At 67.4% G+C, this 23,271-nt stretch carries 18 protein-coding genes; 8 read left to right on the top strand and 10 right to left on the bottom strand.

The features are described 5' to 3' along the window. The first annotated feature begins 96 nt into the window (after positions 1 to 96). Complete coding sequence (locus tag AC6HZP_RS07885) at positions 97 to 432, top strand: hypothetical protein (protein WP_497526125.1); 336 nt, start codon at positions 97 to 99, stop codon at positions 430 to 432. Between the two features lie 72 nt (positions 433 to 504). On the opposite strand, the gene AC6HZP_RS07880 is transcribed toward AC6HZP_RS07885, so the two are convergent. Then, the gene (locus tag AC6HZP_RS07880) at positions 505 to 1,677 is read right to left on the bottom strand and encodes an FAD-binding protein (RefSeq protein WP_497526124.1); all 1,173 of its coding nucleotides are present in this window, start codon (positions 1,675 to 1,677) and stop codon (positions 505 to 507) included. 34 nt (positions 1,678 to 1,711) lie between these two features. Beyond that, positions 1,712 to 3,145 carry an FAD-linked oxidase C-terminal domain-containing protein gene (locus tag AC6HZP_RS07875; RefSeq protein WP_201403029.1) on the bottom strand — a complete coding sequence of 478 codons (1,434 nt, stop codon included), beginning with the start codon at positions 3,143 to 3,145 and terminating at the stop codon, positions 1,712 to 1,714. Between the two features lie 126 nt (positions 3,146 to 3,271). On the opposite strand from AC6HZP_RS07875, the gene AC6HZP_RS07870 reads away from it, so the two are divergent. Further along, positions 3,272 to 4,201, top strand: coding sequence for a LysR family transcriptional regulator (locus tag AC6HZP_RS07870; RefSeq protein ID WP_201403028.1), 930 nt, complete (start codon positions 3,272 to 3,274; stop codon positions 4,199 to 4,201). Positions 4,202 to 4,237: 36 nt separating this feature from the next. On the opposite strand, the gene AC6HZP_RS07865 is transcribed toward AC6HZP_RS07870, so the two are convergent. Beyond that, positions 4,238 to 5,374 (bottom strand): alpha-hydroxy acid oxidase, encoded by a 1,137-nt coding sequence (locus AC6HZP_RS07865; RefSeq protein WP_497526755.1) that lies wholly within the window; start codon positions 5,372 to 5,374, stop codon positions 4,238 to 4,240. Between the two features lie 112 nt (positions 5,375 to 5,486). Here AC6HZP_RS07865 and AC6HZP_RS07860 point away from each other — a divergent pair, with 112 nt between their 5' ends. Together AC6HZP_RS07860 and AC6HZP_RS07855 are read left to right on the top strand one after the other, a co-directional pair. Next, positions 5,487 to 6,284: a FadR/GntR family transcriptional regulator gene (locus AC6HZP_RS07860; RefSeq protein WP_497526123.1), complete on the top strand. Its 798-nt coding sequence runs from the start codon at positions 5,487 to 5,489 to the stop codon at positions 6,282 to 6,284. 396 nt (positions 6,285 to 6,680) lie between these two features. Continuing rightward, entirely contained in the window at positions 6,681 to 7,145 is a 465-nt protein-coding gene (locus AC6HZP_RS07855) for a DUF29 domain-containing protein (protein WP_497526122.1), read from the top strand. A gap of 4 nt (positions 7,146 to 7,149) precedes the next feature. Here the strand turns inward: AC6HZP_RS07855 and AC6HZP_RS07850 are convergent, their stop codons facing one another. From AC6HZP_RS07850 to AC6HZP_RS07830, 5 genes are all read right to left on the bottom strand, one after another. Next, a complete protein-coding gene (locus AC6HZP_RS07850) occupies positions 7,150 to 7,851 on the bottom strand; it encodes a type 1 glutamine amidotransferase (RefSeq protein WP_497526121.1) in 702 nt (233 codons plus the stop codon). Positions 7,852 to 7,941: 90 nt separating this feature from the next. Beyond that, complete coding sequence (locus AC6HZP_RS07845; protein ID WP_201403024.1) at positions 7,942 to 8,415, bottom strand: VOC family protein; 474 nt, start codon at positions 8,413 to 8,415, stop codon at positions 7,942 to 7,944. Between the two features lie 85 nt (positions 8,416 to 8,500). Further along, complete coding sequence (locus AC6HZP_RS07840) at positions 8,501 to 11,653, bottom strand: efflux RND transporter permease subunit (RefSeq protein ID WP_497526120.1); 3,153 nt, start codon at positions 11,651 to 11,653, stop codon at positions 8,501 to 8,503. Then, positions 11,650 to 13,035 (bottom strand): efflux RND transporter periplasmic adaptor subunit, encoded by a 1,386-nt coding sequence (locus AC6HZP_RS07835; RefSeq protein ID WP_497526119.1) that lies wholly within the window; start codon positions 13,033 to 13,035, stop codon positions 11,650 to 11,652. The genes AC6HZP_RS07840 and AC6HZP_RS07835 overlap by 4 nt, the downstream gene beginning before the upstream one ends. 439 nt (positions 13,036 to 13,474) lie before the next feature. After that, the gene (locus tag AC6HZP_RS07830) at positions 13,475 to 14,221 is read right to left on the bottom strand and encodes an SDR family NAD(P)-dependent oxidoreductase (protein ID WP_497526118.1); all 747 of its coding nucleotides are present in this window, start codon (positions 14,219 to 14,221) and stop codon (positions 13,475 to 13,477) included. Between the two features lie 159 nt (positions 14,222 to 14,380). Here AC6HZP_RS07830 and AC6HZP_RS07825 point away from each other — a divergent pair, with 159 nt between their 5' ends. From AC6HZP_RS07825 to AC6HZP_RS07815, 3 genes are all read left to right on the top strand, one after another. After that, positions 14,381 to 15,751: a glutamate--cysteine ligase gene (locus tag AC6HZP_RS07825; protein WP_497526117.1), complete on the top strand. Its 1,371-nt coding sequence runs from the start codon at positions 14,381 to 14,383 to the stop codon at positions 15,749 to 15,751. Between the two features lie 89 nt (positions 15,752 to 15,840). Next, positions 15,841 to 16,665 carry a universal stress protein gene (locus AC6HZP_RS07820; RefSeq protein WP_201403019.1) on the top strand — a complete coding sequence of 275 codons (825 nt, stop codon included), beginning with the start codon at positions 15,841 to 15,843 and terminating at the stop codon, positions 16,663 to 16,665. A gap of 71 nt (positions 16,666 to 16,736) precedes the next feature. After that, the gene (locus AC6HZP_RS07815) at positions 16,737 to 17,429 is read left to right on the top strand and encodes a DUF937 domain-containing protein (protein WP_201403018.1); all 693 of its coding nucleotides are present in this window, start codon (positions 16,737 to 16,739) and stop codon (positions 17,427 to 17,429) included. Positions 17,430 to 17,581: 152 nt separating this feature from the next. Here the strand turns inward: AC6HZP_RS07815 and AC6HZP_RS07810 are convergent, their stop codons facing one another. After that, positions 17,582 to 17,932: a DUF1127 domain-containing protein gene (locus AC6HZP_RS07810; protein WP_497526116.1), complete on the bottom strand. Its 351-nt coding sequence runs from the start codon at positions 17,930 to 17,932 to the stop codon at positions 17,582 to 17,584. Positions 17,933 to 18,168: 236 nt separating this feature from the next. Here AC6HZP_RS07810 and AC6HZP_RS07805 point away from each other — a divergent pair, with 236 nt between their 5' ends. Further along, on the top strand, positions 18,169 to 19,050 hold the full coding sequence (locus AC6HZP_RS07805; RefSeq protein WP_497526115.1) for a LysR substrate-binding domain-containing protein: 882 nt from the start codon (positions 18,169 to 18,171) through the stop codon (positions 19,048 to 19,050). A gap of 159 nt (positions 19,051 to 19,209) precedes the next feature. Here the strand turns inward: AC6HZP_RS07805 and AC6HZP_RS07800 are convergent, their stop codons facing one another. Beyond that, positions 19,210 to 22,980 carry an ATP-binding protein gene (locus AC6HZP_RS07800; RefSeq protein ID WP_497526114.1) on the bottom strand — a complete coding sequence of 1,257 codons (3,771 nt, stop codon included), beginning with the start codon at positions 22,978 to 22,980 and terminating at the stop codon, positions 19,210 to 19,212. Between the last annotated feature and the right edge of the window lie 291 nt (positions 22,981 to 23,271).

Genomic DNA, 23,271 nt, shown 5'->3' with positions numbered 1-23,271 from the left:
GGTTTTGGAGGGTGCACAATCCGGCTTGCACGCCCTGAATGCATCTGGCATTGGCGGCGAGCCCGACATCTCGTCGGCGCACCCAGGGGAAGTTCTATGCAGTTTCGTCTTTGGACGGCCGTCGGCGCGGCTGTCGTCTCTTCGCTCGTTCTCGCCGGCGCGGCCAACGCGGAAAACCGCAAGGTCAAGATCATCAACGAGACCAGCAGCGATCTGGACCAGTTCTACGCTTCCAATGTCGGCTCCGCCGACTGGGAAGAGGACATCCTCGGCGACGATCAGGTTCCGGCCGGCGGCTCGGTCACCATCAACATGGATGACGGCAGCGGCTACTGCAAATTCGACTTCAAGGGCGTCTTCGTCGACGACAGCGAAGCAACCGTCGAGGGCATCGACGTCTGCGAAGTGGGCGTCGTCCGCTTCACGGAGTAGGGCCGAAAGGCCGGCCCCGGCGCCCTTGAGCGCCGGCGGCCATCCCGTTCCTGTTGCGGCCGCGACCATGGCTCACATCCGCCCGGGATTGAGGATGCCGGCCGGATCGAAGGTCGCGCGGATGCGGCGCGACATCTCGGCCACCGCCGGTGCCTCCGGCTGGAAGACCGGCACGCTGGCCCGCAGCGTCGGCGAACCGCGCACCAGAAGAGCATGGCCGCCGACGGCGCCGACCGCTGCGCGCACGACCGCCGCGCCGCCATCCCCGTCTGCCGAAGCGCTCGCCCAGATCAAGCCGCCGGCCCAGTCATAGACCAGCCGGCTGCCCAGCGCCGCCTCGAGCTTCGCGCCGATTTCCGGGCCGTCGCTCGGCCGGACCGAGATCCGCCAGATGGCCGCGTCGCGCGGCGTCTCCAGCGCTTCCACGTCGCGGATCGACTTCCACAGCACGCGAGACGCCTCGAGCCCCAGCGTCTCGAACGTTCCGAACGGCCGCAGCACGCCTTCGAGACGGGCGGTGCGATAGGTCACCGACGCATCGAAGCCCTCGATCCGAAGCACCGTGCGCGACGGCGCGCCATCAACGGCCGGCAGATGCGCGGCTCCCGTCACCTCGAACGGCGTCGCGAGAGCTGCCGTCATTGCCGCGACGGCACGCTCGGCCGAAAGGCCCAAGAGCAGCAGGGTGACTTCCGTCTCGACTTCCGGCAGCAGCTTGTAGGTCACCTCGGTCAGCACGCCGAGCGTGCCCCAGGAGCCGGCCATCAGCTTGACGAAATCATAGCCGGTGACGTTCTTCATCACCCGGCCGCCGGACTTGATCGTCTCGCCCCGCCCGGTCGTGGCGCGGATGCCGATCAGCGCGTCCCGCGCGGCGCCCGAATGGATGCGGCGCGGGCCGGAGCTGTTGGAGGCGGTCATGCCGCCGATCGTCGGCGTGCCGTGATTGCCGAGCAAATGGCGATAGTCGATCGGCTCGAACGGCAGGCGCTGGCGGTTGGCGGCGAGCGTTTCCTGGATCAGGGAGAGCGGCGTGCCGGCGCGGGCCGAAAGCACGAGCTCGGACGGCTCGTAGAGGGTGATGCCCGTCATCTGCTGGGTCGACAGCGTCCGGTGCGCATGGACGATGCCGCCGATCGGTCGCGAACCGCCGCCATGGATCGCCAGCGGGCTGCGCGACTGCGCCGCCTCATGCACGATCGCCTCGATCTCGGCCTCGGTATCGGGGAGAAGGATCGACGTCATCGGCATGCTTCCTGGAAGGGCAGAATATCGGGCATCAGACCGGGCGCCCTTGAAGCGGGAACACCTTGTGCGGATTGAGCAGCCATTGCGGATCGAGCGCGCTTTTCACCCGCATCTGCTGGTCGAGATCGATCGTGTTGAACTGGTAGGTCATCAGATCGCGCTTCTCGATGCCGACGCCGTGCTCGCCGGTCAGGCAGCCACCGAGATCGACGCAGAGCTTCAGGATATCCTCGCCGCAGCGCTCGGCCTTGTCCTGCTCGTCCGGATCATTGGCATTGAAGAGGACCAGCGGATGCAGATTGCCGTCGCCGGCATGGAAGATGTTGGAGACGCGCAAGCCGTAGCCGTCGCAGATCCTGGCGATGCCGGTGAGCACCGCCGAGAGCTGGCCGGTCGGGATAGTGCCGTCCATGCAGATATAATCGGCGAGCCGACCCATGGCGCCGAAGGCGGACTTCCGCCCTTTCCAGATCGCGGCGCTCTCCGCTTCCGACTGCGAGATGCGCAGGCCCGAAGGGTTGAAATCGGCGGCGATCTTGGTGATCCGGCCGATCAGATCCTCGATCTCGGCCTCGGATCCCTCGACCTCGATGATCAAAAGAGCTTCGACATCAAGCGGATAGCCGGCATGGGCGAAGGCCTCGCAGACCTTGATCGCCGGCCGGTCCATATATTCGATCGCCACCGGGATGATGCCCGAGGCGATGATCGCGGCGACGCAGGCGCCGGCGTCCTCGGCCGACTGGAAGCCCATCAGCATCGGGCGCGCGCCTTCGGCAAGCGGCAGGATGCGGAGCGTCGCCTCGGTGACGATGCCGAGCTGCCCTTCGGAACCGACGATCAGGCCGAGCAGGTCGTAGCCCGGCGCATCGAGATGCGCGCCGCCGATCTCCAGCACGGTGCCGTCGATCATGACGATCTTGACGCCCAGCACATTGTTGGTGGTGACGCCGTATTTCAGGCAATGCGCGCCGCCGGAGTTCATGGCGATGTTGCCGGCGATGGTGCAGGCGAGCTGGCTCGACGGATCGGGCGCATAGAAGAAGCCGAGATGGGAGACGGCGCCGGTCACGCCGAGATTGGTGACGCCCGCCTCGACGCGGATCGTCCGGTTGTCGGTGTCGACGTCGAGGATGCGGTTCATCTTCGAGACGCCGAGCACGACGGCGTCCTCGCTCGGGATGGCCCCGCCGGCGAGCGACGTGCCGGCGCCGCGCGCGACGACCTTGACGCCCTGCTGGTTCAGGAATGTTAACACCTTGGAAACCTGCTCGGTGGTTTCCGGAAGCACGACCGCGAGCGGGATGCGGCGATAGGCGGTGAGCGCGTCCGTATCGAAGGCGCGGCGCTCATCCTCCTCGGTGATCAGGGAGGTTGGTGGTACCAAGGCGGCGAGACCGGCAAGAATCGCATCCCGACGCGCGAGAATGCCGGGATCCGGCTTCGGAATCTCTATCGCGGACATGGCGACCTCCCTCCCACTTCAGAAACAGTCTAAGCGCGGACGGTTTTGTACCCAAGCTGGCCTGGAAAACAACATCCTTTCCGCAGGATTGAAAATCGCCCCTTTCTTTTGCCAGTATGATCGCAAATGAGCACCCTCACTGATATGGAGATCTTCGCCCGCGTTGTCACCGCCGGAAGCCTTTCGGCGGCGGGGCGCGAGCTCGATCTGTCGCCCGCCGTCGTGTCCAAGCGCCTGAAGCGGCTGGAGGACCGGCTCGGCACGCGCCTGTTGCAACGCACGACCCGGCAGATTGCTCTGACCGAGGCGGGGCGCGGCTTTCACGATCGCGTCGTGCAGATTCTGGCTTCGATCGACGAGGCGGAATCCTTCGTCAGCCGGCGTTCCGACGTTGCCCGCGGCACGCTTAAGGTGTCGGCGCCGACGACCTTCGGCCGGCTGCACATCACGCCCTATCTCGGCTCGTTCCTGGCGGCCAATCCGGACCTGACCGTCAATCTCGTGCTCTCGGACGAATTCGTCGACCTGATCAAGGACGGCATCGACGTATCGATCCGCATCGCCGAGCTGATGGATTCGAGCCTGGTGGCGCGGCGGCTGGCGCCGAATCACCGGGTGCTCTGCGCGACGCCGGCCTATCTCGCCGAACACGGCACGCCGAAGACGATCGCCGATCTCGACAAGCATTCGCTGCTCGCCACCGCCAGCCAGGATCCCTGGCGGCTGGAGGGACCGGACGGGCCGGTCACCGTGCATGTCGAGGGGAGGCTGCGCACCAACTCCAACGAGGTTGTGCGCGAGGCGGTGCTGGCCGGCCTCGGCATCGCCTTCCGCTCGACCTGGGATGTCGGGCCGGACCTGCGCGCCGGGCGGCTCACGACGGTCCTGCCGGCCTACCGCGCCTCGCGGCACGTCGCCGTGCACGCCGTCTATCCGAGCCGCCGCTTTCTCGCCGCCAAGGTCCGCCTGTTCATCAACCATCTCGCCGGCCTCTATGGCGAACGCCCGCATTGGGACGAAGGGCTCGAGACGATCCTCGCGCCGACGCGGGGCTGACGCACGGCGAAACTCCGCGCGTCAGCCCCAACCATGTCAGCCCCGGTCGATGACGGTCTCGTCGATCTCGGCCAGCGTGCGACGGCCGGTCAGGGCCATCGAGACATCGAGCTCCTTGCCGACGATCTGGATCACCTTGGAGACGCCCGCCTCGCCGCCGGCGCCGAGGCCGAACAGGAAGGCCTTGCCCATCATGCAGCCCTTGGCGCCGAGCGCCAGCGCGCGCAGCACGTCCTGGCCCGAGCGGATGCCGCTGTCGAACAGGATCTCGGTCTGATTGCCGACCGCGTCGACAATGCGCGGCAGGCGCGAGATCGCCGACGGGGCGCCGTCGAGCTGGCGGCCGCCATGGTTGGAGACGACGATCGCGTCAGCGCCGGTGTTGACCGCCTTCTGCGCGTCGCCCACGTCGAGAACGCCCTTCAGGATCAGCTTGCCCGGCCAGATCGAGCGGATCCAGGCGACGTCGTCCCAGTTCAGCGCCGGGTCGAACTGGCCGGAAATCCACTGGCCCAGCGACTTGACGCCGCTCATGCCCTCGACGCCGTTCAGATTGCCGAAGGTCTTGTGCTTGCTGCCCAAAACCTGGAACGCCCACGGCAGCTTGGTCGCCATGTCGAGCACGTTGTGCAGCTTGATCTGCGGCGGCACCGTCATGCCGTTCTTGATGTCGCGGTGACGCTGGCCCTGCACCTGCAGGTCGAGCGTCAGGATCAGCGCCGAGCACTTGGCGGCGATGGCGCGCTCGACCAGCTGCTTGGCGAAGTTGCGGTTCTTCATCACGTAGAGCTGGAACCAGAACGGCCGCGACGTCGCCGCCGCCACGTCCTCGATCGAGCAGATCGACATGGTCGACAGTGCGAACGGGATGTTGGCCTTCTCGCAGGCCTTGGCCGCGAGGATCTCGCCATCGGCATGCTGCATGCCGGTCAAGCCGGTCGGCGCGAAGGCGAAGGGATAGGCGAACTTCTCGCCGAGCAGCGTCACCTCGGTCGAGCGGTTGGAGACGTCGACCATGACGCGCTGGCGCAGCTTCAGCGCCTTGAAGTCGGCCGAATTGGCGTCGATCGTTTCCTCATTGTAGGAGCCGCGATCGGCATAGTCGAAGAAGGCGCGCGGCACGCGGCGCTTCGCCAACAATCTCAGGTCTGCAATGCTCGTTGCGTCCTTCAAGCCGCCCATGGCGCCGCTCCAATTTGATCTGATTTCTTGAAATGCGGGTGCCACCCGCTAACTGGATCAATTTCTTGACCACTTCCTGATTTCTGCTGATAGGCTCTTCCGCATGGTCTTTCAACCGATTCCTTCCCGCGCGACCGCCGACGAGGTGGCGCGACAGATCGAGATGCTGGTGCTGGAGGGCGTGCTGCATCCGGGCGACAAGCTGCCGGGCGAGCGCGACCTCTCGGCGACGCTCGACGTGTCGCGCCCGATCCTGCGCGATGCGCTGAAGGCGCTGGAGGCGCGCGGGCTGGTGGAGAGCCGGCCCGGCGGCGGCACCTATGTGGCGGCGATCGAGGGCGCGATCTTCGCCGCGCCGATCGTCGACCTGATCGCGCAATCGCCCAAGGCCGGCGGCGACTATCTGGAATTCCGCCGCGAGATCGAGGCTAGCGCCGCGGCCATGGCGGCGGAGCGCGCCACCGAGGCCGACCGCACCATTTTGAGCCGCATCATCGAGGCGATGGAGGCGGAGCACGACAAGGCGGACTTTCGCCGTGAGGCGGCGCTCGACGTCGAGTTTCACCAGGCGATCGGCGAGGCGACGCACAACATCGTCATCATCCACGTGCTGCGCGCCTGCTACCGCCTGCTCGCCGACGGCGTGTTCTACAACCGCAGCCGGCTCTACGGCCAGGCCGGCTCGCGCGACCAGCTGCTCGCCCAGCACAAGGCGCTGCGCGACGCCATCTGCGCCGGCGAGCCGGAGGCGGCGCGGCGGGCAGCGATCGAACACATCAGCTATGTCGCCGCCTCGATGAAGGACGCGGCCGAGGCCGGCGCCCGCGCCGAGATCGGCACGCTGCGGCTGATGCAGTTCGAGGAACGCGCAACGGCGAAACGGCCGGTGCGGCGCGAGTAAGATCGGGACGCCGAGGCGCCGGATCGGTGGATCCCTGCTTTCGCAGGGATGACGACGGAGTGTGGGGAGAGGACGGGAGCCCTCCTGCCTCACCGGCCGGCCTGCGGGCGTAGACCTCTTCCTTCGGAAACGCCGAAATTAAGCCCTTGTCGTCGAAACGCATCGCCAGCAACACCCTCGCCGTCATCCCGGCCTCCGAGCCGGGATCCATTTCCGCCGGGTTGGTGGATGCACAAAACGCCCGAGGTCTCGGATGTATGGATCCCCGCCTTCGCGGGGATGACGGCGGAGGGTGGGGAGAGGACGGAGGCACGGATACAGCGATGACGATTCGGCGCTGCCCCTGAACCGTGGCATGATGCGCCATTCGATGCCGATGCCGCCTGGAGAAATCGCATGGGCCTTGCGAAGGAAAAGCCGCTCTACGAGACGCCGACCGACTATGAGGACGATCTGAACCTCTGGCTGCTGGAGCAGATCGAACTGCTTCGACAGAAGCGGATCAACGAAGTGGACCTTCCCAACCTGATCGAGGAGCTCGAGGACATGGGAAGCGAACAGCGGCATGCGCTGGAGTCCTCCTATCGCCTCGTCATCAGCCATCTCTTGAAATGGCAACATCAACCTGAGCAACGTTCGTCGTCTTGGGAGATCACCATCTTCCGGGAAAGGGCAAACATCGAACGCCGCGAAAAGCGAAGCCGCTCCCTGAAGGCCGATGCGGGCCGGATCGTCGCCGACATCTATCGATATGCCCTTCGCGAGGCCGCCATCGAAACCGGCCTGCCGCGCGAGAGCTTCCCGGCCGAATGCCCGTGGACGCTGGAACAGCTGCGCGACCCGGATTTCCTGCCCGCTTGATCCCTTACCGGATCGTCGCGATCCAGGCGCGGGCCAACGCCCGGCCGGCTTCGTCGGCCTGGCTGCCCAACGGCCCCTCCTCCCGCGCGTGGCGCGTCGTCCAGTCGGGATCGATCGACGTCGCGACATCCGCGAAGGCCTCGTTCCAATCGCGCACAAGCGCCGTATCCGCCTCGAAATGGAACTGGATGCCGTAGACGGCGCGGCCGATGCGAAACGCCTGATGCGGCGTCATCGCGCTGGTGGCGAGGTGGACGGCGCCTTCCGGCAGGGTAAAGGTGTCGGAATGCCAATGGAACAGCGGCGACGGCCCGTCCAGCACGCCGACGACGGGATCGTCGCGTCCGGCCTCTGTCGGCGTCACGGCCTGCCAGCCGAATTCGACGGGCCTGTCGAGGATGTTCCTGGCACCATAGCCGCGTGCCAGAATCTGCGAGCCGAGGCAGATGCCGAGCACGGATTTGTCGGCGTCGCCAAAGGCGCGCATCAGGCTGGCAAGGCGCGGCAGATAGGGATGCGTCTCGTCGTCGACGGCGCTCTGGCCGCCACCCAGCACGATGATCGCGTCATAGCCGTCCGGCGCCGCGGGCAGCGGATCGCCCTCATGCGCCTGGCGGACATCGATCACCGCCCCGGCGGCGGCGAGCGCCGGCCGCATCAGGCCGAGCGACGTGGCTTGATAGTTTTCGACGACGAGAATGCGCATGACGTCGGCTCGCGGAAGAGAGGCTTCCCATCAATAGATGCCGAACCGAACGATTCCGCCAGACCGTGGCGACGACTTTTCAAGCGCCCGCTACGCGGCCTCGTAGGCCTCATGCAGCTTGGAGATCTCAATCTTGGTCATCTGCATCATCGCCGCCATCACGCGCTGCGACTTGCCGCGATCGGGATCGTTCAAGAGCTCGATCAGCACGCGCGGCACCACCTGCCAGGATAGGCCGAACTTGTCCTGCAGCCAGCCGCACTGATCGGTCCGGCCGCCTTCCGAGAGCCTGTCCCAGAAATAATCGACCTCCTCCTGCGACTTGCAGTCGACGAGGAAGGAGACGGCCGGCGTGAACTTGAAATGCGGACCGCCGTTCAGCGCCGTGAACGTCAGTCCCTCGATCTCGAACGACGCCACCATAACGCTTCCGGCCGGACCGGGCCCGGCATCGCCATAGCGGGAGACCTGGCCGAGCCTGCCGTTCTTGAACACGGAGACATAGAAATTGGCGGCCTCTTCGGCCTGGCCGTCGAACCAGAGAAACGGGGTGATCTTCTGCATGAGACATCCTCCTGTCGGGGTCACGACAGGAGGACGAGCGAGGCGTCCCCGTTTCGACAGGGACGCCGCTTTTTTTGTGGCCGGCCTATTCGGCGGCGGGCTGGGGCAAGGGCGCCGCTCCCGCTGCGGGCTCGGCGGTCTCGGCTTCCGGCTTCGCAGCGGCCCCGCCGCGCAGTCGCGACAGGAAGCGGCTGAAGCGCTCCATCTCGACATAGATCACTGGCGTAATGAAGAGCGTCAGGAGCTGCGAGACGAGCAGGCCGCCGACGACGGCGATGCCGAGCGGCTGGCGCAGCTCGGCGCTGGCGCCGGTGCCGAGCGCGATCGGCACGGCGCCGAGAAGTGCGGCGAAGGTCGTCATCATGATCGGCCGGAACCGGCGCACCGCCGCGCGGTGGATCGCCGGATCGGGTTCGAGACCCTCCTCGCGCTGGCCGTCGATCGCGACGTCCACCATCATGATGGCGTTCTTCTTGACGATGCCGATCAGCATCAGGATGCCGATCAGCGCGATCACCGAGAGATCGAGCCCGGCCCATTTCAGCGCCACCAGCGCGCCGAAGGCCGCCGCCGGCAATCCGGACAGGATGGTCAGCGGATGGATGAAGCTCTCATAGAGCATGCCGAGCACGACATAGATGGTGAGCACAGCCGCGAAGATCAGGATGCCCTGCGTCGCCAGCGACTGCTGGAAGACCTGCGCGGTACCGGCATAGGAGGTGTAGACATCGGCCGGCACGCCGATCTGCTGCTTCAGCACCTCGACCTGATCGGTCGCCTGGCTCAGCGCCACGCCGTCCGGCAGGTTGAACGAGATGGTCGCCGCCGGCAGCTGGCCGAGCTGGTTGACGGTTACGGGGCCGACCGTGCGCTGGACGCTGGCGAAGCTCGACAGCGGCACCAGACTGCCGGAATCCGACCGCACCCGGATCTCGGACAAGAGGCTGTCCGACCAGGCGAGATCCGGATCGTATTCGAGGATGACGTCATAGCTCGATCCGGTCGACTGGATCGTGGCGGCCGTCGAGGTGCCGAAACCGTCCTCCAGCGTCTTGCGCAAGGTGGCGGCCGAGATGCCGATCGAATCCGCCTTGTCGCGGTCGACGACGATGCGGGCCTGCAGGGCGTTGTTCTGCAGGTTGTTCGCCACGTCGACGAACTGGCTGTCCGTCCGCATCGCGGCCGTCAGCTTCGTCGCCCATTCGTTCAGCGTCTGCTGGTCGAGCGCCTGCAGCATGAGCTGGTAGGTGCTCTGCGAGCTGACACCGCCGATGCGCAGGTTCTGCACCGGCTGGATGTAGGACTGGATGCCGGCGATGCGGCCGAGCTGGCCGCGCAGGTCGTTCAGAACGACGTTGAGCGGCGGACGCTCCTCCTTCGGCTTCAGCTGCACGGAGAGCGACGCCGAATTCAGCGTCTGCGAGCCCGGACCGCCACCGACGAAGGACGCGACATGCGTGACATAGGGCGAGGCGCGCAGCGTCGCCTCGACCTGGCGCTGCAGGCCGACCATGGCGTCGAAGGAGATGTCCTGCCGCGCCTGGGTGGAGACGGAGAGCTGGCCGATGTCCTCCTGCGGGAAGAAGCCCTTGGGCAGCGCCATGAACAGCCAGACGGAAGCCGCCACTGAAGCGAAGAAGAGCCCGAGGATGACGAAGCGGTGGGCGAGGCACCAGGCGACGCCGCGATCATAGTGCCCCTCGACCCACAGGAAGGCGCTCTCGAACCAGGCGGCCGGGCCGCTGCGGACGTGGCTGGAGGCGGATTTCGGTAGCCGCGCCGTCAGCATCGGCGTCAGCGTCAGCGACACCACCATGGAGGCGCCGATCGCCAGCGCGACGACGACGCCGAACTCGTTGAACAGCCGGCCGATGACGCCGCCCATCAAAAGCACCGGCAGGAACACGGCGACCAGCGACAGCGTCATCGACACGATGGTGGCGCCGACCTCGCGGCTACCGACCAGCGCCGCCTCGAAGGGCGGCATGCCCTCCTCGACATGGCGCATGATGTTCTCGAGCATGACGATGGCGTCGTCGACGACGAGGCCGACGGCGAGCGTCAGGCCGAGCAGCGAGATGTTGTCGACGCTGAAGCCGAAGAAATACATGCCGCCGAACGCCGCCACCAGCGACAGCGGCACGGCGAGCGCCGGGATGAAGGTGGCCGAAACCTTGCCGAGGAACAGGTAGATGACGAGGATGACCAGGCCGATGGTGATCGCCAGCGTCACCTGCACGTCGGCGATGGCGGCGCGGATCGAGGTCGAGCGGTCGTTCAGCACCTTGATCGTCATCGAGGCCGGCATCGACGCCATCAGCTTCGGCAGCTGCGCGTTGACCGCGTCGACGACGGCGACGGTGTTGGCGCTCGGCTGGCGCTGGATCGCGAGCACGATCGAGCGGGAACCGTCATACCAGCCGGCCGTCTGCGCGTTCTGGACGCTGTCGACGACATTGGCGACATCCGAGAGGCGCACCGGGCTGCCGTTCGGATTGGCGATGATCAGCTGCTTGAACGCCTCGGCATTGGTCATCTGCGTCGGCGCGTCGATGACGAGCGACTGGCTCTTGTTCTGCATCGTGCCCACGGGCGTCTGGTCGTTCGCGGCGGCGAGCGCGTTCGACAGCTGATCGAGGCCGATATTGCGGGTCGCGAGCTTGTTGGGATCGGCCTGGACGCGGACGGCATAGGTCTGGCCGCCATAGACGCTGACCTGCGCGATGCCGGGCAAGGTCGACAGGCTCGGCGAGATGACGTTCTCGGCGAAGTCGTCGATCGTCGACATCGGCAGGGTCGGGCTCTGCACCGCGAGCAACAGCACGGGAGCGTCGGCCGGATTGACCTTCCGGTAGCTCGGCGGGTTCTGCATGTTGGGCGGCAGCTGCCGCTCGGCCCGGTCGATCGCCGCCTGCACGTCGCCGGCGGCGGTGTCGATGTTCTGGCTCAGCGCGAACTGCAGCACGATCTGCGAATTGCCGAGCGAGCTCGTGGCCGAGATCGTGTCGATGCCGGAGATCGTCTCGAACTGCTTGATCAGCGGCGTGGCGACGGCCGTCGCCATGGTCTGCGGCGAGGCGCCGGGCAATTGGGCGCTGACGCTGATGGTGGGGAAGCTGACTTCCGGCAGCGCCGCGACCGGCAATTGCTGGTAGGCGAAGATGCCGCCCATGGCGATGCCGAGGAAGAAGAGGGTCGTGGCGACCGGACGGCGGATGCAGAGTTCGGAGATCTTCACAGCTTGGCCTCCGATGCAGGCTTGGCGTCCGGCGCGGCGGACTTCTTCTGCGAGACCTCGCCGCCTGCCTTGCCGGCCGGGGCCGAAGGCGTCGACTGCGGGGCGGCAGGCGTGGCCGCGGCCTGGCGGATCGTGACCTTCATGCCGGGGGCGAGCGAAAGCTGGCCGTCGGTCACCACTTTCTCACCCGCCTCAACGCCCGCGACGATACCGGCGCGGTCGCCGACGATGCCGACGACCTGGACGGGGCGGACGTCGATGGTGTTGTCCGGCTTGACGACGAAGACGTTGGAGCCCGACTGGCCCGGCTGCACGGCGACCGTCGGCACGATCACGACGTTCCGGTTCGTGCCGAGATCGATGGCGACCTTGACGGCCTGGCCCGGCCAGAAGGTGCGGCTCTGGTTCGGAACGGCGGCCCGTACCGCCATCGTGCCGGAGCCGGAAACGATGTTGCTGTCGATGAAGTCGACGGTCGCGGCGGCCGAGACCTCCGTCGCCACCGGCGCGCCCTTCGGCGCGGCGTCCTTGGTGCTGGCGGAAGCCTCCGGCACCGTCGCGGTCGCGGTCGGCTGGTTCGACGTGGAGACCCGGACCGGCACGGCGCCCGAGGCGAGCGACTGGCGCAGCAGGCCGACATCCGCGTCGGAAACGGTGAAGTTCGCCTCGACATTGTCCATGTCGGTCAGCACGACCACCGTCGTCCCGGGCTGGACCAGGCTGCCGACCGTGATCGAGAACGCACCGAGGCGGCCGTCATGCGGCGCGGTGATGCGCATGTTGTCGACGACGACCTGGTCTGCATCGATGTTCGCCTGGTCGAGGGTCACCACGGCGGCGGCGCTGGAAGCGGCCGCGACGGCCTGATCGAGCTGCTGGCTCGAATCCACCTGCCGGGCGACCAGATCCTTCGCCCGCTTGAGATCGGCGGAGGTCGAGACGACGGTGGCCTGATCGCGCGCCAGCGCGGCCTTGTCGCGCGCCAGCGTCGCCTGGGCCGCGCGGTCGTCGAGCTGGACCAGCAGGTCACCCGCCTTGACGTCCGCGCCGTTCGCCTGCGCGATGCGGGTGACGACGCCCTGCTGCTGCGTGGTCACCGAGGTCGAGGCGGTCGAATTGATCCAGCCGATGGTGGAGCGCCGAACCGGAAGATCGCCTGTCTCGGCCGTTGCGACGACGACGGAAGGCGACAGCCCGCGGCCGCCCTTGCGCCCGCCGCCTGTCCCGCCCCCTGCCCCGCCGCCCGGCCCCGGCGGTCCTTCGGTCCCCGCCAGCTGCGTACCCATGATCTTGTCGACCGACGCGAACAGCGTCTCCCGATAGACAATACCGACACCGAGACCTGCAACAACAAGGAGCGTGACGATAACGGACCTGCGCATGACGAGCTTTCCTGTGTCCCCCGCCCTGCTATGGGACGGCCTTCGGCGGGTTGCTCGTTAAATCGCGGTAAGCTTCGGGCCGGCAGCGCTCCGCCGGTTTTGCCTGCGTCTCGATGGATGCGCCTTCCGTGGTCTTTCGGCGCTGAATCCCGCGACTTTTGCCGCACTGCACCAAAGGCCGGATCCATCGACGTGATGCCGGCGCTCACGAAAATGTGTGTGTTCGGACGGTCGCCCGATTTCCAACGCGCGCTACGACGCCGGAATTTCGGATCGCCAGGCAACCGGCGCGAAGCATCACAGCCCGTCCGGCCCCGGGCGCGCTTCAGCGGATCGGCTCGATCCAACCGGTATTCCGCCCGGCCACTTCGTCGCCGCGACGGTCGGATCCATGCGTGAAGAAAAGCCCGGAGCGACAAGGCACTCCGGGCCAATGGCATCAGACCATGCGCATGCTCATGCCGCCGTCGATCACCAGCTCCTCACCGGTAATGAATTCATTGGTGAGCAGTTCCACGGCCGCGGTCGCGACCTGCTCCGACGTTCCGAGGCGCTGCAGCGGAATGCGGTTGGCGAGGTTGTTGGCGCGCGCCTGCGGCGTCATCGCGGCGTGGAAGCGGGTCTCGATGATGCCGGGGCAGATCGTGTTGACGCGGATGCCCTCATGCCCGTGGTCCCGCGCCAGCGCGCGGCCCATTTGCGGCAGCGCACCCTTGACCGTCTGGTAGGCCACGGTGCCGGGGCAACCGCGCAGGCCCGCGACGGACGAGACCAGCAGCATCGCACCGCCCTGCTTCGCCAGCGCCGCATGCGCCGCGCGGAACAGATGGAACGGCGCATGGACATGCACGCGGAACGCGTCCTCCCAGGCTTCCTCCGTCACGGTGAGCGCCGTGCCCGGAACCGCGCCGCCGGCGGCCGGAACGAGATAGTCGATTCGCCCGAAGCGCTCGAGCGCTACCTCGACCAGCGCCGTCGCCGTCGCCGGATCGGCCGCGTCGGCGGCGAAGAACAGGACGCCGGTGACCGGCTCGAGCTCCGCCAGCAGCGTCTCGACCTCGGCGTCGCGATAGCGGCCGGAGAGCACAAGATCGACGCCCCGGGCGGCGAGCGCCCGCGCGATGGCCGCGCCGATGCCGCGCGTGCCTCCCGTTATGATTGCAACGGGCCTTGCCGAATCGCTCATTCGAATCCTCCTCCGTCCGAACCTTCCCGGGCCATATCGGTGCACAAATTGCGCCCTTGGGTCCACCGCCAAAGCACGCCTTTCCGGGCATCTCGCGGCTCCATTGCTGTTCCGACGGCGCGCCGCTAATGTGCCGCGCCACATTGCTTCGGAGTACTCATGGCCCGCGACGCTACCGATTCCACGCTCGTCGAATCGCGCGACGAACTTGTCGACGTGATTGCCAGCGGGTCGAAGCCCAAGACGCAATGGCGGATCGGCACCGAGCACGAAAAGTTCGGTTTCAACATAAAGGATCTGACGCCCGTCCCCTATGACGGCGCGCACGGCATCGAGCGCATCCTGAGGTTGATGGAAGGCATGCTCGGCTGGCAGCCGATCGAGGATCGCGGCCTGATCATCGGCCTGGTCGATCCGGTCGGCGGCGGCGCCATCTCGCTGGAGCCGGGCGGCCAGTTCGAGCTCTCGGGCGCCCCGCTCGAGACGATCCACCAGACCTGCCGCGAGCTGCACGCGCATCTCGCCCAGGTGCGCGAATGCGCGGAGCCGCTCGGCGTCGGCTTCATCGGCCTCGGCACCTCGCCGATCTGGTCGCTGGAAGAAACGCCGGTGATGCCGAAATCGCGCTACGAGATCATGTCGCGCTACATGCCGAAGGTCGGCACGCGCGGCCTCGACATGATGTTCCGCACCTCGACCGTGCAGGTGAACCTCGACTTCGCCAGCGAAGCCGACATGGTGCAGAAGATGCGCGTCTCGCTGGCGCTGCAGCCGATCGCGACGGCCCTCTTCGCCAATTCGCCCTTCCTCGACAATACCGCCAACGGCCTGCTGTCGAACCGTGCCGAGATCTGGCGCGACACCGACAACGAGCGCTCGGGCCTGATCCCCTTCGTGTTCGAGGACGGCTTCGGCTTCGAGCGCTATGTCGACTGGGCGCTCGACGTGCCGATGTATTTCGTCAAGCGCGGCGACACCTATCACGACGTCGCCGGGCAGTCGTTCCGCGACCTGCTGAAGGGCGAGCTGCCGGGCCTGCCGGGCGAGCGGGCGACGCTCTCCGACTGGAACAACCACCTGACGACGCTGTTCCCCGATGTGCGGCTCAAGAAGTACATCGAGATGCGCGGCGCCGATGCCGGGCCGTGGCGGACGCTGACGGCGCTGCCGGCGCTCTGGGTCGGCCTGCTCTATGACCAGGCCTCGCTCGACGCCGCCTGGGAACTGGTCAAGGACTGGACCGTCGAGGAGCGGCAGGCGCTGCGCGACGGCGTGCCGCGGACCGCGCTCGCGACGCCCTTCCGCAACCGCACCGTGCGCGACATCGCCCGCGAGATGGTCGAGATCGCCCGCCGAGGCCTTGCCGCGCGCCATGCGTTGAACAGCGAGGGCCATGACGAGACGGTCTACCTGCAGCCGGTCGAGGAAACCGTCGCCAGCGGCCGCACGCCGGCCGAACGCCTGCTCGAGGAATACCGCACGAGCTGGAACGGCGACATCGGCGAGGTCTTCCGCCAGCATGCCTATTAACCGCGAGCCGCGATTGATCCTTCTCAATCTCTTCGGGCAGAGTAGACTCTAGACTCGTCCGCAGATTGATCTTGGGAATGGAGCGCATCATGGACATCAAGGACATCACCGTCGTCGTCGACCTCGCCGGAGATCGGCCGGCCGCGCGCGCGGCGGCTGACCTCGCCAAGCGTCTGGACGCGCACCTGACCGGGCTGTCGCTCGCCTATGATCCGATCGTGCCCGGCTATGCCGTCGCCCCGGTCCCGGCCGACTTTATGATCAGCGCCCGCAACCAGGCGCTGAAGGAAGCCGAGACGGCGATCACCGCCTTCCACGGCATCGCGGCCGAGACGGGCATCGACGCCGAGGCGCATCTCGTCGACGTGATGGCCGGCGGCGGACTGGACGGCATCGTCCACGAAGTCCGCCTCGCCGACCTCGTGGTGATCGGCGAGGACGACCCCGAGCGGCCGGAGCCGGTGCGCGAGGCGCTGATCGAGGCCGTGCTGTTCAATGCCGGCGCGCCGCTGCTGATCGTGCCGCGCAACGGCCCGGTGACGATCAATCCGGACCGGATCATGATCGCCTGGGACGGCACCATCACCGCCGCGCGCGCGGTACGCGCCGCCATGCCCTTCCTGAAGCTGGCCAAGCATGTCGAGGTCGTGCTCGTCGACGACGGCAAGAAGCTGCCGACCGGCGAGCGGCTCTGCGGCCATCTGCTGCGGCACGGCATCGAGAGCAGCATCCGCAAGGTGCCGAACCCCGGCAAGGACGTCGCCAAGGCGATCCGCCAGGCGGCCGTCGACGCCGACGCGGGCATCATCGTCATGGGCGCCTATGGTCATAGCCGCCTGCTCGAATGGATTCTCGGCGGCGCGACGCGCGGCATGCTCACCGGCCTGACGCTGCCGGTGCTGATGACGCACTGATCGACGAGGTTTCGTTGACGCGGACCGACCGCCGCGCCGATCATGATGAGCGCGGCGGCAGGAGCGATCCGATGAAGACGATCTATGATCTGATGCTGGAAGCCCAGCAGGGCGCCTTCGCCTCGGCCATGGCGAAGGAATTCGGCCTCTCCTTCGAGCAGCAATCGAAGGCGTTCGAGGCGATGATGCCGGCCTTCTGGCAGGGCATGCGGCGGAGCGCCGCCGACCCGTTCGGCGTCGCCGCCTTCTGGCAGCAGGTCGGCAGCGGCCAGTACAGGTCCTATTTCGACAATCCCCTCGCCGCCATGACGCCTTCGGCCCGCGCCGAGGGCGACGGCATGCTGGAGCGCATGTTCGGCTCGCCGGAAGTGGCGAAGGCGGTGGCGCTGCAGGTCGAGGCGTCGACGGGCATCGCGCAGGACGTCGTGCGCCGCATGATGCCGGTGATGGCCAACATGATGATGGGCGGCGTCCAGCGCCAGACCGAGACCTACGACAACCCCTTCCTCGCCATGATGCGCGAGATGACCGGGGCCGCCAGCAAGCCGAAGCCGAGGCCCGAAAAGCGGCCCGACCTGCCCTTCGTCACGCTGATGGAAAGCTTCCTCGGCAAGGAGAAGGAACCGGAGCCCGAACCGGGACCGATGACGAACGAGGAGGTGATCGACCGCCTGTTCGACGCCGGCAAGAGTATGCAGGACAGCTATCGGAAGTCGATGGAGCTGATCTTCGACCGCTTCGCCGGACCGGCGAAGAAGGACTGAAGACAAGAACAAGGCCGAATAAAAATGACCCGCCGAGAGCTCGGCGGGCCAAGGTTCGGAACCACCAGGGGATCGCGGGGTTCCGGCTGCGGGTATGCCGATCGGGCCGGCCTCTAAGCGGCCGGCCGGACCGCGCAAGTCTTGAGGATCAATCAGGCCTTGCGCCGATACTGGGCGGAGCCGACGCGGAGCAGCGTGGCATGCGCCACCCGCTCGCGGGCCTGCGCCTGGCTGGCATAGCGGCGCTCGAGCGAAAGCATCTGGAGCTGCGTCGACGCGTCCTCGTTGGCGCGGCTCGCGAGCGCCGAATAGACGTCGCCCTCCGTCAGGCCGATATCGGCGAGCATATGGGCATCCCATTCAAGCAGGCGGGCGACCGAGCGACGGTTCTGCCAGACCCGGAAGCGGGCCACCACGTTGGCGATGACGACCATGCCGATCGCGGCGAAGGAGCGCGAACGGGTGGGCCGGGCTGACGCGGAATAGGTTTCACAGGTGCTCATTTCAGCCTCCATCGGCAGACGTGCCAGGGTTCCTTCGATCTCGTTTGAAGGAGGCGACCCGGCATGCTTCTTGGGAACGAATGGAGAATGCGCCTGCGCGATTGATCATTCCAACGAATGTTTTTAATATCAGCCATCGGATTTGATGATGCATGACGCAGGGGCGCAAAGCGCTTGCGTCCGGAGCCCCGGCGCAGAGGCAAAAGCCCGCGCGACGCGCTCCAGGGAGATTACCGATGGCCAACATGCTCGATCTGGACCAGCTCCGCACCTTCGTGGCGATCGCCGATGCCGGCAGCTTCACACGGGCGGCGGAGTCCGTGCACAAGACGCAGTCCGCGGTATCGATGCAGATGCGGCGGCTGGAGGAACGGCTCGGCAAGCCGATCTTCGGCCGCGACGGCCGCAGCGCCAAGCTGACCGAGGACGGCGAGCGCCTGCTCGGCTATGCCCGCCGCATGGTGCGCCTCTCGGACGAAACCATGGCGGCCTTCGACGACGAGGAGCTGTCGGGCCGGGTACGCCTCGGCACGCCGGACGACTATGCCGACCGCTTCCTGCCGGAGATCCTGGCGCGCTTCTCGCGCTCCAATCCGCGCGTGGAGGTGACCGTCGTCTGCGAGCCGACCGTGCAGCTGCTCGAATGCCTGCGGGCCGGTGAACTCGACCTCGGCATCATCACCAACACCAAGGGCGCGCCGATGACCGAGGTCGTCCGGCAGGAGCCCCTGCTCTGGGTCGTCTCGAACCACCACCAGATCGAGCAGGAAGAGGTGCTTCCGCTGGCGCTCGGTCGCGACACCTGCTGCTGGCGCAAGTCGGCGATTGAAGCGCTGGGGCCGATCGGCCGGCGCTACCGCATCCTCTATGCGAGCAACAATTCGACCGCGATCTCCGCCGCCGTGCTGGCCGGGCTCGCCATCTCCGTGCTGCCGGAATCGGCGCTCCGGCCCGGCATGCGCGTGCTCGGCGAGTTCGACGGCTTCCCGCGCCTGCCGCCTTGCGAAATCGCGCTGATGCGCGCCTGGAACAAGCCGACGTCGCCGATCGTCGAGGCGCTGGCCGAGCACATCGTCTCGTCGCTCGACAATCTCTCGATGCAGATCGCAGCCGAATAGTCGGGAGGGCAGCACGCCTCTGTCCCTCTCCCGCGAGCGGGCGAGGGAACGCGCTCAATCGGCTTTGTCAGATGACTGAAGTCTGTCGCAGACCGCCAGGGGCGGATGCGGAGGAAAGTCCTCGCCCGCTTGCGGGAGAGGGCTGGGTGAAGGTCTACCTTACCCCACCAGGACCCGCGTCGACGGGAAGGTGACGCGGATCAGCGTCCCCTGCCCGACAGCGCTGTCGATCAGGAAGGCGGCGCGGTTCGCCTCCACCAGCGCCTTGGTCAGCGGCAGGCCGAGGCCGGTGCCGTCGCTCCTGTGCTTGGCCGAGGTCGCGACCTGGCGGAACGGCATCAGCGCCGTCTCGACATCCTTCTCCGACATGCCGATGCCGGTATCGCGGATGCGCAGCGTGACCTCGCCGCGCTCTTCCAGCGCCGTCGACACGATCACCTGGCCGCCGGCCAGCGTGAACTTGATGGCGTTGGAGACGAGGTTGAGCACGATCTGGCGGATCGAGCGCGGGTCGGCGACGATGCTCGGCACCTGGCTCGACAGGCTGGTGCGGATGATGATGCGCTCGCGATTGGCCTGCGGCTGCATCAGCGCCACGCATTCCATCACGATGTCGTTCAGCGCCACCGCCTCGAAATTCAGCTCCATCTTGCCGGCCTCGATCTTCGAGAGATCGAGGAGATCGTTCAAGAGGCTCATCAGATGCGCGCCGGAGACGTGGATGTCGCGCAGATACTGCTTGTAGCGCTCGGTGCCGATCGGGCCGAAGCGCTCCTCCATCATGACTTCCGAGAAGCCGATGATGGCGTTCAAGGGCGTGCGGATCTCGTGGCTGACCTTGGCGAGAAAGTCCGACTTCTGCATCGACGCCGTCTCGGCGGCGCGGCGGGCGTTGATCAGCTCTTCCTCGGCGTTCTTCCACTGCGTGATGTCGCGCAGCACCGCGCAGAACTTGCCGGTCTCGCCGAGCCGGCCCATCGTCATGAACAGCGGGATCAGCCCGCCCTGCGGCACGCGGCCAATCACCTCGCGGCCATCGTTCAGCAGGCTGGCGACGCCGTTCTGGGCGAGGCCCTCGAGATAGTCGAGCGCCGCCTTCCGGCTTTCCTCGGCCAGGAGATGGGTGAACGGCAGGCCGGCCACATCGCCCGTCTCGACGCCGAACAGCGCCTCGGCGCTGCGGTTGATGCGGACGATCCGCCCCTCGGCATCGACGACGGCGACGCCGTCGGTCGCCGTATCGAGAATGGCTTCCAGCTCCGCGATCTTGTGCCCGGCCTCGGCCAGCTCTTCCAGCAGCTTCGGATCGGACGCGACGGGCTGCACGACTTCGTGCACGGAGGGTTCGGGGATGGCGGGCGCGGCCGGCTCGACGGCCTCGGGCTCCGGCTCGACGGGCTCTTCCGGCGCGATTTCGCCTTGCAGATCCAGCTCTTCGTCAGGCTCGAACTCTTCGGGCTCGAATTCTTCGGGCTCTTCGACGGCAGGCGCTTCCAGCGCGGCGACCGGCGTCTCGACGTCGGGGGCTTCTGCCTCCGGCTCGCAGACGTCCCCGGCAATGCGCTCTGCCGCCTCGGCAGCGTCTTCGACGGTCTCGCCCAGATCCGCCTCCGGCGGCGCGGCCTCCGCAACCGGTTCCTCCGGCGCCGAGACGTCGGTCTCCGCGATCTCGTCACCAGCGGGCAACGCGTCCTCGTCAGAGACATCCCCGGCAGGAACGGCCTCGTCTTCCGGCGCCGCGTCGTCAGCGGCCGTTTCCTCGACGGACGTATCGGGCTCGTCGGCCTCGAACGCCTCGGGGGCAATGGCTTCATCGGACGAGGCCGGCTGAACCGGATCGACCGGCCCGACCTTGGCGCCGAGCGCCACGGCAATCCGCCGGAAGGCGTCCTGCTCTGGCATGGTCAGCCGCTCGGCATCGCCGGGCACGGGCGCCGGGCGCGGCAGGCGCACGACATTGCTCGGCTCGGCCACGACGGGCGCTTTTTGCAGCGCGACGACCGTCGCCCGCTTGTCCTCGACAGGCGCCGGCGGCTCGCGCCGGATTTCGGATGGCCGGATGACGCCGAAGCCGCGATAGCCCTCGAACGACCGGTCCCGCGAAAAGGCCGGCAACGCGGCGAGATCGACGGAGACGCGCTGGTCGGTGTCGTCGACGGGCCAGCTCAGCGTCGCGCCGCTCCAGGTATCGCGGCGGGCGATCAGGGCAGCGATGGTCCCCTTCTCGTCCAGCCCCCTGACGGCCGCGACGTCCTGCCAGCTCGCGCCGACGGTGGCCGCGGAGCGAGGCCCGACGACGGAGGCGAATTCCGGCGAGACGAAGCTGAAGCGCCCCTCGGCGTCCATCTGGAAGACGAAGCGGACGGGCCCTGTCGGCGCCATGAAGCGGAATGCCGGCTCGGCCGCTTCGGCCTCGGCTGCATGAGGTTCGTCTGCAAGAGGCTCGTCGACGGACGGTTCATCGGCGGCAGCCGGCGGAACCTCGTCATCAGCCGGCTCGGAAGGCGCGTCTGCGGAGACCGGCGCGACCGCGTCGTCGTCGGCTGGCTCGGAAGGCTCCCCGGCGGAGACCCGCAGAACCTCGTCGTCGGCCGGTTTAACCAGGATCGCTTCCGGAAGCGCGGGCTCGGAGCGATCCGGCTCGGCTTCGGCTGTCGTTACCGGCTCGGCCGGCGAAGTTTCGCTCACCGCCTCGACGATATCGGCCATGGAAAGCGGCGCGCGCGCGACGACGTCCTTGGGCCCGACGAGATCTTCGGTCGATCCATCGTCAGGCCCGGGCGCAGGCGCTTCGGCGACTACCATCTCGACCGGCTCCGCCGCGAACGCCACCGGCTCGACAGGCTTCGCCTCGGCCTCAGGCTCGACGTCGAGCGAAGGTTCGACGAGCGGAAGCTCCGGCTCGACGGACGGCAACAACGCCTCTTCGATCGCGGGGACGGTTTTGATCTCGATCTCGGCGTCTATCTCGGGAAGCGCAACGGCGTGATCCGACGCTTCCGGCTCGGCGGGCACGGCGGCGACGATCGGCTCGGCTTCGGGAACGGACGCGGGTTCCGACACGGCCTCGATCGGAAGCTCGGTTCCCTGGGGCTCCGGTTCGATTCCCTTCCGGGGACTCACATCCATCGCCGGGATCGCATCCTGGGCCTCAGGCTCGCCTTCAGGCAGCTCAGCGACCCGCGTTGCCGAAGCGACGGGAGCGACCGTCACGGCCGAAACACGCGGCTCCGGTTCGGCGGCCGCCGGCTCAACCCCGATCCATTCCGCGGGTCCGATGACGAGGAGATGGAAGCGGCGATCGTCCAGCTCGAACCGAGCGATGCCGGCAGGCCGGCGCGCACGGTCGACGCGGATGGCGCGCTTCAGGAGCGGCTGGGGGCTACGGTCGATGCCGGCGATCAGGCCTTCGATGGCGACTTCGGCCGCCGCCAGCGCATCCAGCCCGCCGGATGCCGCGACGACATCGCCGCTCGCGTCGAGAATGGCGACGAGGCAATCCTCGCCGACCACGATATCGGCGAGCTGTTCGGCGCGCTCGACCAGGGAAACCCTGCCGCCGCGCGGCGCTTCCAGCATAACCAGGATGGCGCTGGCGCCGTCCTCGAGCCGGATGCGCGTGCAGGTGGCGGGAAGGCTCTGCAGCCGGCCGCCGGTGACGAAGCCGATGCGCTCCAGCCGCGTCGCGCCGAGCGGCAGCGCGCGGGCAAGGCGGGCAATCTGGCTGGTGGACGGCAGCGTATCGGAGAAACGGCGCTCCAGCAGGCTTTCCATCGAAGACGCGCCGAAGAAGCCGGCGCCGGCGGCATTGGCCCAGAGCACATGCCGGCCGTCCGCCGCCCAGACGAAGCTCGGGCGCGGCGACAGCAATGCCGGTCCGACGGCCGGCAGCGCCGACAGGTCGAGATAGGCAAGATTGTGTCCGCTCATTCCGCTGCCACTCTTCTCGCGGGTCGGTGCCGGCCCGCGTCGGCCTTCGTTTCCGCGCCCTCGACAGGACCAGGGTTTCGTCGCCGGCAGGCGCGGCCGTGTCGTCCCTGCGCCCGTTCCTCAGCAATCATCTAATATAGCTCGGACGGACCCGGGTCCACGAACCGGCCCGCCACCCCCTTATCTCTTGCATCAGGTGGTTAATGTTGCGCTTTTTTGAAAGCGCGGATGCGACGGAACTACCTCCCTGAAGTTGAATTCGGGCCCGCCCTCGCCCGTCTCCAACGCTTG

The organism is Kaistia sp. SLG-1, assembly GCF_059699055.1.
This window is presented reverse-complemented; position numbering and strand designations above follow the sequence as displayed.